17 protein-coding genes are annotated in these 13689 nt (G+C 67.4%); 13 read left to right on the forward strand and 4 right to left on the reverse strand.

Annotated features, from left to right (window positions below):
* Window positions 1-190: 190 nt before the first annotated feature.
* From ACFRIC_RS11640 to ACFRIC_RS11655, 4 genes are all read right to left on the reverse strand, one after another.
* Window positions 191-1465, reverse strand: coding sequence for a PIN-like domain-containing protein (locus ACFRIC_RS11640; protein WP_382783029.1), 1275 nt, complete (start codon window positions 1463-1465; stop codon window positions 191-193).
* Window positions 1462-2403: an SUMF1/EgtB/PvdO family nonheme iron enzyme gene (locus ACFRIC_RS11645; RefSeq protein ID WP_382783032.1), complete on the reverse strand. Its 942-nt coding sequence runs from the start codon at window positions 2401-2403 to the stop codon at window positions 1462-1464. Before ACFRIC_RS11645 ends, ACFRIC_RS11640 begins: the two co-directional genes overlap by 4 nt.
* 51 nt (window positions 2404-2454) lie before the next feature.
* The gene (locus ACFRIC_RS11650) at window positions 2455-3240 is read right to left on the reverse strand and encodes an aminotransferase class IV family protein (RefSeq protein WP_382783034.1); all 786 of its coding nucleotides are present in this window, start codon (window positions 3238-3240) and stop codon (window positions 2455-2457) included.
* Between the two features lie 153 nt (window positions 3241-3393).
* Complete coding sequence (locus tag ACFRIC_RS11655) at window positions 3394-3777, reverse strand: GntR family transcriptional regulator (RefSeq protein ID WP_382783037.1); 384 nt, start codon at window positions 3775-3777, stop codon at window positions 3394-3396.
* A gap of 600 nt (window positions 3778-4377) precedes the next feature.
* On the opposite strand from ACFRIC_RS11655, the gene ACFRIC_RS11660 reads away from it, so the two are divergent.
* From ACFRIC_RS11660 to ACFRIC_RS11720, 13 genes are all read left to right on the forward strand, one after another.
* A complete protein-coding gene (locus tag ACFRIC_RS11660; protein WP_382783040.1) occupies window positions 4378-4539 on the forward strand; it encodes a hypothetical protein in 162 nt (53 codons plus the stop codon).
* A 91-nt stretch (window positions 4540-4630) separates the two neighbouring features.
* Entirely contained in the window at window positions 4631-4900 is a 270-nt protein-coding gene (locus tag ACFRIC_RS11665; protein ID WP_382783043.1) for a DUF6284 family protein, read from the forward strand.
* Complete coding sequence (locus tag ACFRIC_RS11670) at window positions 4897-5754, forward strand: protein spdB (RefSeq protein ID WP_382783046.1); 858 nt, start codon at window positions 4897-4899, stop codon at window positions 5752-5754. Before ACFRIC_RS11665 ends, ACFRIC_RS11670 begins: the two co-directional genes overlap by 4 nt.
* Window positions 5751-6368 carry a GGDEF domain-containing protein gene (locus tag ACFRIC_RS11675; protein WP_382783048.1) on the forward strand — a complete coding sequence of 206 codons (618 nt, stop codon included), beginning with the start codon at window positions 5751-5753 and terminating at the stop codon, window positions 6366-6368. Before ACFRIC_RS11670 ends, ACFRIC_RS11675 begins: the two co-directional genes overlap by 4 nt.
* Window positions 6365-6706: an RRQRL motif-containing zinc-binding protein gene (locus ACFRIC_RS11680; RefSeq protein ID WP_382783051.1), complete on the forward strand. Its 342-nt coding sequence runs from the start codon at window positions 6365-6367 to the stop codon at window positions 6704-6706. The genes ACFRIC_RS11675 and ACFRIC_RS11680 overlap by 4 nt, the downstream gene beginning before the upstream one ends.
* Before the next feature lie 85 nt (window positions 6707-6791).
* The gene (locus tag ACFRIC_RS11685) at window positions 6792-9020 is read left to right on the forward strand and encodes a cell division protein FtsK (protein ID WP_382783054.1); all 2229 of its coding nucleotides are present in this window, start codon (window positions 6792-6794) and stop codon (window positions 9018-9020) included.
* Window positions 9021-9160: 140 nt separating this feature from the next.
* The gene (locus ACFRIC_RS11690; protein ID WP_382783057.1) at window positions 9161-9412 is read left to right on the forward strand and encodes a hypothetical protein; all 252 of its coding nucleotides are present in this window, start codon (window positions 9161-9163) and stop codon (window positions 9410-9412) included.
* Between the two features lie 19 nt (window positions 9413-9431).
* Window positions 9432-9626 (forward strand): hypothetical protein, encoded by a 195-nt coding sequence (locus ACFRIC_RS11695; RefSeq protein ID WP_382783060.1) that lies wholly within the window; start codon window positions 9432-9434, stop codon window positions 9624-9626.
* Between the two features lie 14 nt (window positions 9627-9640).
* The gene (locus ACFRIC_RS11700) at window positions 9641-10114 is read left to right on the forward strand and encodes a hypothetical protein (protein ID WP_382783063.1); all 474 of its coding nucleotides are present in this window, start codon (window positions 9641-9643) and stop codon (window positions 10112-10114) included.
* 389 nt (window positions 10115-10503) lie between these two features.
* Window positions 10504-11418, forward strand: coding sequence for a bifunctional DNA primase/polymerase (locus ACFRIC_RS11705; protein ID WP_382783066.1), 915 nt, complete (start codon window positions 10504-10506; stop codon window positions 11416-11418).
* Window positions 11415-11816, forward strand: coding sequence for a hypothetical protein (locus ACFRIC_RS11710; protein ID WP_382783068.1), 402 nt, complete (start codon window positions 11415-11417; stop codon window positions 11814-11816). Before ACFRIC_RS11705 ends, ACFRIC_RS11710 begins: the two co-directional genes overlap by 4 nt.
* On the forward strand, window positions 11816-13231 hold the full coding sequence (locus ACFRIC_RS11715) for a phage/plasmid primase, P4 family (protein ID WP_382783070.1): 1416 nt from the start codon (window positions 11816-11818) through the stop codon (window positions 13229-13231). The genes ACFRIC_RS11710 and ACFRIC_RS11715 overlap by 1 nt, the downstream gene beginning before the upstream one ends.
* Before the next feature lie 235 nt (window positions 13232-13466).
* Window positions 13467-13655, forward strand: coding sequence for a helix-turn-helix transcriptional regulator (locus tag ACFRIC_RS11720; protein WP_382783073.1), 189 nt, complete (start codon window positions 13467-13469; stop codon window positions 13653-13655).
* Window positions 13656-13689 lie beyond the last annotated feature (34 nt).

Raw genomic sequence — 13689 nt, forward strand, 5'->3', positions numbered from 1 at the left:
GTTTTCAAGACCGTCAAGCACGAACTAGAAACGTGCTGGCCAGGCACGGTGTCAGGGTCCTATGCCGAACGTCTGGCCCACACATGGCCCACATCCTGAGCGCAGATCGTCTGGCCAGAGGCAGACTCACTGCGGCGCCTCGTTGCTACTGCACCGTTCTTTCGGATCTCAATGCGTCTCAACCAGCGCACTATTCTGCGGGTAGGTCATTGATCATCCCTTCCAAGTGGTCCAGCGCCGCAGTCAGGTCCGAAACCCTGGCATTACTGCGCTTAACAGCCAGGCGAACATGCGCGCGGCCTTCCTTTTCCGCATTCAATCCGGCATCCGCATGAGCCAACCTCTCGCGAAGAGCTTCCCACTCCTTCACTGTCACCACTTCTGACGATTCGGCACGAGCGTTAAGCTCTTTGAGCTCATGCTCAGACATCGCCACACGTTCCTGCAAGAGGGTGAGTTCATGGAGTCGTTGAGTATGCTCCGCCACTGCCGAGGAAAGTTCTTTCCGAAGCTGCCCGTGCTGCCTAATAAGTTCCCCCCTTGCGAGTCGAGAGCGTTCACTCTCCAGTTCCTTGGCCTGGCTGATCGTATTCGGACTAACAAACACCCCGAGCGCGGTTGAAGCTTTTCGCAAAAAATCTGCCAACGTCAGATGATGGTAGGCACTATTCGCCTCTTCACGCATCTCCTTGACAAGTTCAGGGCGTGGACCGACTACAAATCCCGCCTGACGTCTAAACCAATCATCTTTAGCGTCGTTCGAGACAAACAAAATGCCCCGATCATCCTGCTTGGCAAAGGTCAAGATTTCCCGCCAAATTAGAAAATCTCCAAACCCTTCCTCACCTCTACTCTCATAATCCTTATACCCTGGCGGAATTTTCCCCTCCCCCCGACGCTTAGCCTCGGCCAAGACTCCTGGCATGTCCCCCTCGCCGATCCCGCCACCCACTTTCCCTTCCAGCAGAACACCCAGCCGATCAAGGATGGGGTCTGCGGAGACGAGATCACTCGGGTCTAGGTCGAACGCCTCTACGTCTTTATCGACGTGTTCCAAAATTCCTGCGATTGCAACGTCCAGTGGCTTCATATACTCCGCAACACGACCATCAGCTAGGGAATAGAGGCGAGCAAAATCCTTCAGCGCCACTTTTAGGGCTTCAGCGGCAACACCCACGGCCTCTGATTTATTTTTCAATCCAGCAATATGAGACGCTACTGCCGATAGTCGAGTCCGATGGAACTCCGCCACCACGTTCTGGGGCACCCACAACCGATCCGAAACGTTTGCCAAGACGGCGAGATACTCCGCTCGCCCCTTAGGAGCCATGCGGTAGACGTTGATAATCGCATTGGTATCCAAAACAATCACACTGGTCTTGATTGCCTCTTCCACCTCGTTAGCCGTGCGGCGCCAATAGGCCTCATAGCCCGCAGTAAAGGAGCCTGCCACCTTGTCACTCACGCGTTCTTCCATCCTTTATCTGGCCTACCAACGGCGACACACCTGAATCCGGTGTCGTCGTCATGCATAGTTTCGTTCGCGTCATTTGCGACGGCTGGCGCCCCGCGGAACAGAGGGCTAGTAAAGGCGCTCCCGCGTAGTTCATATCGCCCTGCCTTCGTCGGCGCGGCAAGCCATTCCCATACATTGCCCACCATGTCGTAGACACCGTAAGGTGAAACTCCGCTATGGTACCGAGAGACAGATGTCGTGCACTCCACTCCAGTCTCTCGAACATTGCACTTCGCAGCAGTCTTCTGGTCACCCCAAGGGAAGCGTCGGCCAGTGGTTCCACGCGCCGCCTTCTCCCACTGCTCGGCAGTCGGCAGTGACTTTCCTGCCCACATCGCATATGCGTTCGCGTCTCGCCAAGTTACGTGAACGACGGGGTGGTCATACAATTCACGTGGGCATCGGCCATTCTTCCAATGCTCCGGTACAGAACGTTGAGTGGCCGCGCAAAATCGCGCATAGTCTGCATTGGTCGTCGGGAAGGTGTCGATGTGGAATTCTTCCACCCAAACGGGGTCATCGTCCTCACCGGACAGGAAGATGCCTTCTGGCACTAGGGCCATGAGCTTTCCATCCCCGGGATGTTTCACGTAGTCGCCGCTGCTTGTCTGCTCATCGTCAGGGTCGATAACGGTGTGTGCCGGGATGTCGTCTGCCGCAAGGATGCCGACGAATCGCCCCTGTGCGTCTTGGTCAGCCTTAGCAAGCAGCGTGTCTAACGCTGCCTGATTTACCATGCGCAGAGAGGCTTGGCCACCGTCCGCCTCCCATCGGGAGACGATGCGGTCGGACACCCCGAGCTTCTCAGCAAATTCCATAAGACTCATGCGTACGGCTTCACGCAGCGCCTTAACTTCACGTCCGGTCCATTTCGTTACGAGTGGCATGAGCTACCTCTGTCGTGGGTCGCCGCCCCCGAGAGGGGCGGCGGCACGCGTCTACAGACGATCGCCGGGGATACTGGCGTAGGCGTCCCGCAGTACGGTGAGGACGGGGTGGTCCTGCGGGAATTGCACGTCGTCAAGCGCGCTGACGGAACGCACGCCGATCGTCGTGTTGGTGGCGAACGCAGCGGCCATGTTCGGGACGTCTGCGAGCCGTACTGGGGCGGTGACCTGCTTCGGAGCGTTGAGGCTCTGGAGCAAGAGCATCGTCGTGCCAGGGAGCACGGGAGCGTCAGGCCAAATGACCGTCCCGTCCTGGTCGATGAATCCCAGGTTCCACGTGCCTCCCTCAGAGATCCGGCCGTCCGATTCGATGAACACCGCGTCGTCGAACCCCGCAAGTTGAGCGTCGCGGCGAAGCCGAAGCTGCGGGTGAAGACCGATGTGCTTCACCGCTGCGTTGTCGCGGGTGAAGGTGAAGGTCTTGGCTGTGAGCGGCGACGGCGACAGGGCGCCCGCGGGTCGCAGGTTCACAAGGACGTGGGGATCTTTAGCGTCGCTGGGGCGTCCCATATCGAGCGCGGGATCGAAGACAGTGACGCGGAGACCGGCAACCCCGGTCACTCCGTCGGCCAAGTTGCGGATGTAGTTGAGCGTCCGCTCTCGATCCAACTCCACACCGAAGACGATGCGGCAGTCCCGCACCAAGCGGTCCAGATGGAGCGACAAGCCCCGGATGGTGCCGTCCTCCATCCGCATGGACGTGAAGTGCCCATAGTTCGTGAGCGCAAGGCCTTCAAGGTCGTCGAGGGTGACGGGCTTGCCGTTCAGTTCAGCCATAGGGCCAGTCTTACCGTCTCTGACGAACCGCCAAAACCCTGGGAAGCAGCCAAAGTTCGGATTAGTTCGGTGCGGGGGCGGCGGGAGTACGTACTCATGGCGCCCCCGTCGGGACACGCTATGGGTATGACGACGAACGCACCGCGAAAGACGCTAGGCGCCGGGCTTCCCCTCGGTGGGACCCACGACCGCCTCAAGCTGCTTGATGCGTTCGACGAGGCCGGCCAGTTCTGCCGAAACGCGCGCAACTTCGGCCTGGAGCTCAGTCAGTCGCTTGGCCGACTCGCGGGGGCCCTGCTCGCCCGGGGCGGCATCTCGAACGTAGGTGCCGCTGCCGGCGACGCCTTCCACCAGCCCCTCTTCACGGAGCTGCACGTACGCGTTCTGCACGGTCATCAGCGATACGCCGAGTTTCTTGGCGTAGGCGCGGCCACCAGGGAGACGGTCCCCGGGGCCGAACGTCCCCGCGGCGATCTCGCCTCTGATCCTTGCGGCGATCTCGCGGGCGTTGGGCTTCCTCTTCGGCTGTGAGTCCACCCCGAAAGCGTACTTGACCTAGGTCGCTCGGAATCTGGATGTACCGACTCCTTGACAGCGAATAAGCGACCTAGGTAGCTTCTCTCTCACCAGCAGGCGACCTAGGTCACTTGCTCGAAAGATCGCTTGACCTGCACGTATGACGCACCGGAGGAAAGCCCGAGGGGGTGAGTACAAAGGGAGCGTCGATTGGTTGAGAACTCAACAGCGTGTCTGAATCGACGGGGGAGAGAATCCCCGTCCCCCGCAACGGCCCGGGTAACGGCCGCCGGCGGCCACTTCCTCGCATGTCAGCTCTGGAGACCAGCCATCGGGATCATCCCTCCCTCACGGGAGGTCAGCCCGTTGGTTGCCACCTGGTATGCGCCGCCCTGCTGGCGTCAGAGCAGTGACGATGACGCGCCCGATTCACCGGCTCGGGGCCGGCCTGCCACGCAATGGCCGGCTGGCAAAAGCCGATCTCGCCGCCGCAGCGTGCAGCGCTGTGGCCGGTTGCCTCCCTCGCCCGTCCGGCCTTTTCGGTCGTACGGGCGGGGTGGCAGGGAGCCGGGGCCGGAACCGTCCGGCCAGGCCCGACCCGCGAACCGTCAGGAGACCCGCATGTCCGGCAAGAAGTCGCAGCAGCCGTCCGACCTGACCACCCCGGAGAACGTGCAGAAGGGCCAGCAGGTCTACGCCCGCATGGTGTCCGGCGAGTGCAAGGACGTCACGGCGGAGCTGAACGACACCTACGGCCGCAGCAGCAAGAACGAACGCGGCTGACCCTCACCACCACCCACAACGGCGCGCGGTCCCCGGGTTGCCCCCCGGGGACCGCTTCGGGCCGTACCACCCTGAGAGGAACCACGACCCAATGAGTCCCATCGTCACTGTTCAGGAAGCCGTTACCGCGTTCGCCGACTGGAACGAGCCGACGGATGCGGAGCTGGACGCGATCGATCGGGAGATGCCGCTGATCCTGGCGGACGTCGACCTGATCGACGCACAGATCACCGCCATGGACCACACCCCGAACGAGGTCGACACCCGCCGCGTGCGCCGGGCCCTGGCCCGGGTCCTCACCGAATACCGCGTCCTCGCCAACCGCACCGCCGGCGAGATGGCGGCTGGGGGCGCGGCGTGAAGGCCAAGACCGCCCTTCCCGCCGTCACGATGACGGCGGTGTCCATGGTCCTCACCCTGGCCGTGGTCGTGATGTGGCTGGGCACGGCGATGCCGTGGCCCGTCGCACTGGTGGTCGGTCTGGGTATCGACGGGGGATGGCTGGCGACCCTCGCCTACGAACGGCGCCTCGCAGCCCAGGGCGACCACAGCAACGCCGTTACCGGCGTTGGCTGGTCGTTCGGGCTGGTCGCCACCGGTGTCCTGGTCGCTCACGCCCTCATGGCGGAAGCGAACACGGGCGCGTGGCTGGCCGTGGCGTGGCTGCCGCTCGCGGCAAAGGCCCTGTGGCTGGTGCACGGCATGTGGGAGCGCACCGCCCTCACCCCGCGCGCACTCGACGTGATCCGTGGGGTTCAGCAGGAAGCCCGGGACAACGCGGCCGTGGCCCGCGCCCAACTGCGGGCAGAAGCCACGACGGAGGAGACCCGGCTGACGGCCGTGACTCAGGCCGGCGCCCGCGTCGCACGCGTCCAGGCTAAAACCGCTCAGAGGCTCTCCCGGGCCTGGTCGACGCTGGAGACGGCACGCAATGGTGAGGACACTGGCAGGGCGCTGACCAGCGTGACGAGCCGCGTCACGCCCGACGTCACACCGAGTTGGGAACTGCCCGTCTGGGGACCCACCGAGACGCTGACCGCCCTCGAATCCGGGCCAGCCCTCACCGACGCCGAACTTGACGCGGTCGTGGACGAGATCCGTACCAGCCGCGTTCCGGCCCTGTCCTACCGCGAGATGGCGACCCGCTTCCGCACCGCCGGCCACTCCGCATCCGAAGTCCGCTTGCGGGCTGCGTGGAAGCGGGTGGCGGCATGAACACCCTCGCCGCCCTCTTACCGGCCGTGCCGCCCGTCATCGGGTGGGCGGTGCACGCCCGGTGGCTGCACGGCAGGCTGACCACGGCCCGCCGCGACCCGCTCACCGGGTTGTGGACCCGCGACGCGTTCACCCGCCGGGCCCGCCGCCTGCTGCGCGACCCGCGCGCCGTTGTCGTACTGGCAGACGTCGACCACTTCAAGCAGATCAACGACACCCACGGCCACGCGGCCGGTGACGTCCTGCTGACCACGGTCGCCGCCCGGCTCGCCCACGGCACCGGCGCCGGCGGGGTCGTGGGCCGGCTCGGTGGGGACGAATTCGCTGCGGTCCTGGTCGACCGCGACGGCACGGCCGCCGACCGGTTGGACACCCTCGCCCGCGTCCTCGCCCGGCCCGTCGACACCGCTCCCGACGTGCACACCACCGTCTCGCTCGGGTGGGTACGGGCCACCGACCACCCGGGCGAGGACCTGTCCACGCTGCTGCGCCACGCCGATGAGGCGATGTACGCGGCCAAGCGCTCCGGCCGGTCTGGTCCTCGCCGGGCCCGGCTCGGTCGGCTGCTCGGGTCGGTGGCGGGCCGTCGTCCCGGACGGCGCGGGGCGGCGTGAGCACGCTGCCGGTCTTCCGGTGGCACCTCGCCCCGGACGGCTACGCCACTCGCCGCCAACTCCGGGCCCGCGGACTACGGCCGGGAGGGCAGGACGTCGCCGCTCAGCTCGAACGCCCCCGGCGGCGGGGCCGTCCGCCGCTGGTCGCCTACCTGTACCGCGTCGACCTCGCCCAACCGGTGCGGCCGATGACTCCCGCCCGGTGGCGGGCTCACGCCGCGATGATGCGCGCCCGCCGCACCTGCCCCGAGTGCCACCGGGATGCCGGATACGTCATCCCGCCCTCGCTCGGATCGTGCGTGACCTGCGCCTATCCCGAAGAACAGCGCGCTGCCTGAACTGCCTTACATCCCCGGGTCCGGCCGCCCGACCTTCCACAGCAAGCCGGCCGGACCCGTCGACTCCCGAAGGAGTACGTACATCGTGACCGAGACGACCACCTTCACGCCCGCCGGGGACCCGGAGGGCATCGAGCGGCCGGCGGCGGCCGTGCTGCCGTTCCCGCTGAAGAAGGAGACCGACCCTGCCCCGACCGGCCCGAGTGCGGGTGTGGTGAAGCCGGGGGAGTGGGAGGCCGAACTCCCCGACACCGACGACCCGGAGGCCGACGGCCTGACCGAGGGCGCCCCGGTCGACCCGCCGCGCGAGGTCTACCCGCCCTCGGCCGCGGAATGGATGCAGGAGCGGGACAAGACCCGCCTTCCCGTCCTGCCGGACTGGGTCAAACTCCCTGACCAGCGCACCGCGGTACGCAAGTGGGCGGTCCGACACTACTCGGCCGTGGTCGGCTATCACGCGGTCCGCCTGCCGCTGGTCTACACGCCGAAGATCTGCCTGTACGCACCGCGCGGCGCGTGGCGCTGGTCGACGGCGACCGGCCGGTGGGTGTTCGACGCGGAAGGCAAGTCCCTGCGGCTCGCGGCCGTGGCTGCTGAGGACGCGGCGGAGTACCTGAAGCTCTCGCGGCAGCGCAACGACCGCGTGAGGCTGCGCGGCATCGTCGCCGCCATCGCGTCCATGGTCGGTCTCGCCGCCACCCTGACCCTGTACGTGATGGCGCCGTCGTGGCTGCTCCTGCTGGCCGTCGCCACCCTGACCACCACCCTCGGTGTGGTGGGTGCGCCGGCGGACCGGCCGCTGATCGACATGGCCAAGGTGACGTTCCGCAAGCGCAAGCTGTCCTCGGACATCGTGATCCGCGCTCACGAGGTGGCGGGACTGACCAGCAAGGATCAGTCCATCGCGTTCCCGCGGCCGATCGGTCGTGACGGCGACGGGTGGCGCGTGATCGTGGATCTGCCCTACGGCAAGTCCTTCAAGGACGCGCTCAACGCTCATACCAAGGTGGCATCAGGCATGGACATCGCCGCCACTCAGCTCTTCCTCGACAAGGACGAGACGAGCGAGCGCCGGGTGTCGTACTGGATCGCCGACCGTGACCCGCTCGCCGTCCCGTCCGGCAAGTCCCCGCTGCTGGGGGCGACGCGGGTGGACTTCTGGAAGCCGTTCCCGTGGGGCGTGGACGAGCGAGGCAACCCGGTCATGGCCACCATGCTGTGGCTGTCGCTGCTGGTCGGCGCCGTACCGAGGCAGGGCAAGACGTTCTCTGCCCGTACGATCGCGCTCGCCGCGGCGCTGGACCCGTACGTCAGGTTGTACGTGTTCGACGGGAAGGCGTCGCCGGACTGGCGCAAGTTCGCCCTGGTCGCGCACCGGATCGGGTTCGGCATCGTGCCGAAGAACGGCATCGACCCGGTGGCACATCTGCTCACCTCGCTGCGGGAGTTGAAGGCGGACGTCGAGGACCGCTACCACCGGCTCTCGGAACTGCCCCTTCATATCTGCCCGGAGGGCAAGCTGACCCCGGAGATCAGCCGGGACCCGAAGCTGAACATGCCCCTCATCCTGTTCGTGGTCGACGAGGTGCAGGAGTATTTGCAGCACCCCGAGCACGGCAAGGAGATCCTGGCCCTGCTCGTCTACCTCGCCCGGGTCGCCCCGGCCGTCGGCGTGAGCGTGATGACGTCGACGCAGAAGCCGGACGACAAGGCGTGCCCCTCGGAGCTGCGTGACCAGCATCAGGCCCGGTTCGCGCTGCGGGTCGGCGCCTACCAGGTCTCCGACACCATCCTCGGCGCCGGCTCCTACTCCGAGGGCCTGGACGCGTCCAAGCTCCTGAAGTCCCACAAGGGTGTCGGGCTGCTCAAGGGCATGTCCGACGACGCCGGGATCGTGCGCACCTACCTCGCGGATGGCCGCGACGCGGAGCGCATCCTCACCCGCGCCGCCGCCCTGCGCGAGGCCGAGGGAACCCTGTCCGGCGACGCGGTCGGCGAGGCCCCGGCCCCGGAGACGTCCGCGACGATCCTGGACGACGTCGCCGCGGTCCTCGGCAAGGGCGAGGCCAAGGTGTGGTCCGAGACCATCGTGGACCGCCTCGCCGACCTGCGCCCCGAGACCTACGGGCCGTGGGCGGAGTTGGAGCCCAAGCCGAAGGCGGAAGCGCTCACGGCCGCGCTCAAGCCGTTCGGGATCGGCACCGGGCAGATCAGCCGGCGCATCGACGGCGAACAGGTCAACAAGCGCGGCATCAAGCGCGACGACATCGCCACCGCGATTACACAGCGCAACCAGAACAGGGATGCCGGATAGGTCCCCGAGGGTGCTACCGGTAGCGGCACACGTCGCTACCGGTAGCAACCCTGCTAGCAGCCCAAACCGCCCCTGATCAGGCTGCTAGCAGATAGCGGCCGACCTGCGGAAACCCTCGAAAACCCTCTGAGAGGCCCCCGATGAGCCTTCCCCTCCTCGCTATCGCATGCCTGCTCATCGTCACGTTCGGTTATGTCGGCAAGTGCTGGCTGAGTCCGTTCGGCGACTGCCGCAAGTGCCACGGCATGGGCCACGCCTTCAAGACCGACCGCAAGGGCCGGACCCGGCGAGGCCGGGACTGCCGACGCTGCCACGCCACCGGCAAGCGCATACGCGTCGGCCGCTGGATCTACAACCGCGCCGCGCGCACCTACCGCGCCGGCACCCGCTGACCCCCGCCGGGAGACACCCGTGACCCTCACGATCCCGCTCGTCCTGCTGCTCGCCGCCGTCCTTGCCCTGCTGCTGCGCTTCCGTGCCCTCGGCGCCGGCGCGGCCGTCGCCGCCACCCTCTTCGGCTTCTACCTCGCCGACACCGGCGCCGCCGACACCGTCAACCAACTCGTCACCGCCGTGACCGGCGCCCTCGCCGACACCGGCCGCTAGAGAAGGAGACCGCCGTGAACGGACACGCCCCCGCCCTGCGGACCGACCCGACGGCCGCACCGGCGTACGACCCGGCATCACTGACCCTGTACGCGCCCACCCCGGCGGCCGTCGAACTGGCCGCCGAACGCGGGCCGGTGGTCTGGGTGCCCGACGCCTACGGGCGCATGGTCCCCATGCCCAAGCACCTCGCCCCCGCCCCGATGCTCGCGCCCGAGCCGCGCGACCTGACCCCGCTCCCGCTCCTGGACCCGCTCGCCCAACGCTTCCTGGGCGCCGGTCTCGGGGGCGGGGCGCTCGCGGCCGGCATCGGCTACGGCGTCGGCGAGATCGTCAGCGCCGCCGCCGGAATCAGCGGCGGAGCACTCGTGTGGGTCGCCGCCATCGTCCTCGCCCTGCGCGCACCCGCCCGAGCCATCGGCGGCGGCACGGGCAGCACGGTCAACATCCGCAAGGTTGCGATCAAGCGCAGCCACTTCCACGGCTGATCTGGCGGGGCAAAGCGCAGCTTTCTCGCCGCGCCCGAGGCATTACGTCGCGGCTGCGGACCTGCGAGTACGCCACCAGGCCAGGACCGTTGACGCCCCGATCAGGACGACGAACACCACTACGGCAGTCCGCATCGACCGCCACAACGGCATGTCGTCGAGCAACGTGCTGGCCAACGCGCCCCCCACAGCCCCGGCCAAGGCAAGGAGCGTGTTCCTGACCAGCACTGTGCGACCCACGTCGCCACCCCCAATTACCCAGCGTCCGCGGCCTTTGCCCGGCGCGAGCGCCCAGCATCCCACAAGCCCAAGGGCGGTCCCCGTCTCGCCAAAGTCCGGGACCGCCCTTGCCAACCAAGTCCGCAACAGACCTGTTGGAGGTCACCAGCATGACGCAACCGACCGACAGTCCGCGAGAGGCCTTACTCGCCGCGGCCCTGACAGCCGCGGAACGCGGCTGGCACGTCTTCCCGCTCCGTCCCGCCACGAAGCGCCCCGCGCTGCACGGGGAGGCATCCTGCCCGTCCACCGGAGTGTGCGCGGCCGGCCACCGCAAGTGGGAGCAACGCGCCACCACTGATGCGGACCGCATCCGCGCCACCTGGTCCCGCGGGCCGTTCAACGTCGGTATCGCCACCGGCCCCTCTGGTCTCTTGGTGGTCGACCTCGACGTGCCCAAGGACAACAGCAACAAGGGAACGCCTGACGGCGCGGCGACCTTTGGGGCGCTCTGCGAGCGCACCGGCCATGCCGTCCCCGACACCTACCGGACGCGGACCGCAAGCGGTGGCGGGCACCTGTACTTCACCGCGCCGGCGGGGGCACGGCTGACCAACACCGCAGGAACCATCGCCCCGTTGGTCGACACCCGGGCATGGGGCGGCTACGTCGTCGCCGCGGGCAGCATCACCCCCACCGGACCCTACGAAGCCGTCAGCGGCCCCCTGGTGGCCCCGGTGCCGTCATGGCTGCTGAGCATCCTCCGACCGGCCCCCAAGCCCGTACAGGCGCCCTCAGGGGCCGTAGCGGGGCAATCCCGTCGATATGCGGATGTAGCGCTTGCCGCGGAGACGCGGAATGTGGCCGCGGCTCAAGTCGGGTCGCGGGAAGCAAAGTTGTTCCGAGCCGCACGCGCTCTGGGACGGTTCGTCGCGTGGGGCGACCTACCCCGGGACGTGGTGGAGCAGGCTCTTCAGGCGGGGGGCGAAGCGGCCGGACTGTCCGCGTCCGAATGCCGCTCCACGCTGCGGAGCGCTTTGGACTGGTCGATCGCCCACAACCAGAGCAGCCGGCGGACGGCATGAGCATCCCCCGCCATCCCCCTCTGAAGAGCATCACCACCACCCCGCACGCCGCTCCACAGCCTGTGGACACCGTGGCCGTGGGCGAGCCGAAAGGCGCCGCCCGTCAGGGCGTCCGAACAAGCTCTGACCCGCACACGAGCGACACGAACAACCCCACACCAGACCGCCCCGGCATCCGCATCTTCGCCCCGCCCGTCTACCGCCACCCCAACGACGGGGCCCGCTGGTCAAAGCGGCACGGCAGCACCCCGAACGCCGCCTACGCCTGCCCGTGCGGGCAGACCCGCACCGCTACCGGAGCCCACGCCGTGGCCGCACTGGTCGCCGACTACGGCGCCCACCGATCCGTCTGCACCGGAACACCCGCCCCGCTCGCCGAAGGGAGGACGGCCGCATGATGAACCGCCCCGCAACCGACACCGAGACCGAGGAACTGCCCCCACCCACCAACCCCCTGGCCGTCGCCCGCCGGCTGCTGGCGGACTGGCAGACCGAGGACGGACGGCTCGTGTGCCGGCGCTGGCGGGCATCGTGGATGCGCTGGAACGGCTCCTGCTGGCGCGAGATGGACGACGCACAGATCCGCGCCGGCATGTACACCCGTCTCGAACACGCCATCTACATCGGCGTCAACAAGAAGGGAGAGCCGGAACCGCACCAGTGGGCCCCGACAAAGCAGAAGATCGGCAACCTGCTCGATGCGCTCGGGGCGATCACCTTGCTGCCCACGGATACCGACGTCCCGGCATGGATCGACGGGCAGGGGGCGACGGGGCAGGATGAGGGGCCCATCGTGGCTTGTGAGAACGGACTCCTGCGGATTCAGGACCGTGCGCTACTGCCGCACGGTCCGGAGTTCTTCAACCTCGTGTCCGTGCCGTTCGCCTACGACCCCGACGCCACCGCGTCGACGTGGGAACGGTTCCTCGCGCAGCTCTGGCCCGACGACCCGGACAGCATCGCCGCACTTCAGGAGTGGTTCGGCTACGCCCTGTCCGGCCGGACCGACCAGCAAAAGATTCTGCTCATCGTCGGCCCGTCCCGCTCCGGCAAGGGCACCATCGCCCGCGTGCTGAAAGCGCTGGTCGGCAAGGAGAATCTGGCCGGCCCGACCCTGGCCGGGCTCGGGACGAACTTCGGTCTGTCCACGCTGATCGGCAAGTCCCTCGCGATCATCTCGGACGCCCGTCTGTCCGGGAACGACAACAGTCAGGTGGTGGAGCGGCTGTTGACGATCTCCGGTGACGACACGATCGACATCGACCGCAAGTTCCGCGAACCGTGGACAGGCCGGGTGCCCTCGCGGCTGATGATCCTGTCCAACGAGCTGCCGCACTTCGGCGACTCATCCGGCGTCATCGCCAACCGGTTCATCCTGCTCAGCATGCGCGTGTCCTGGCTCGGCAAGGAAGATCCCACCCTCACCGACCGCCTCACCGCAGAGATGCCCGGCATCCTCAACTGGGCCCTGGACGGGCTCGCCCGACTCCAGCGCAACGGACGGATCACACAGCCACCGTCCAGCCGCGAGGCGATCACCACCATGCAGGACACGGCCTCACCGACCAGCGCATTCGTCCGCGAACGCTGCACCACCGGCCCGGCATGCACCGTCGCCGTGGACGACCTGTGGAACGTATGGCGAGAGTGGACCGAGGACAACGGCGTCCGCCACGGCACGAAACAGATCTTCGGCCGCAACCTCCTTTCCGTGGTCCCTCAGCTCAGCCTCACTCGCCCTCGCGAGGGTGGCACCCGCATCCGCACATACCTCGGGCTCGCCCTGCGCCCCTCTCCGGACTCACCCGAGTAGAGCGCCGACCACATTCCGCCGGGTCGCGGACCATCGCGGACCACCCGGCCTGACCTGCGCATTCATCAACCCCGGAAACGGGACCATCGCGGACCACCTGTCCACCGGTGGTCCGCGATGGCCCGGACGCGACGTCAACAAAGCCGCAGGTCAACAGGGGTGGTCCGCGATGGTCCGCGACCCACAGCACTGTGACGCCAACCACACCCCGAGAGAACAGCAGAGGAGTCCCGCCTTGGCCCGCCCCAAGATGCTCAAGCTCCCGGAAGTCCTTGACGAGATCGGCATGAGCCGCGCCGCCTTTTACCGCATGCGCGCCCGCGGACAGGCCCCCCGCCTCCGCAAGCTCCCCAACGGCCAGGTCCGCGTCAGCCGCGCCGACTTGGACACGTGGTGGGACCGCTGCGAGCAGTCCGCCGCGTAAATCCGCTTGATCCACCGGGGCCCGCGCTGAGCGC

The sequence above is a fragment of the Streptomyces sp. NPDC056738 genome (genome assembly GCF_042790435.1).
GTDB lineage: Bacteria > Actinomycetota > Actinomycetes > Streptomycetales > Streptomycetaceae > Streptomyces.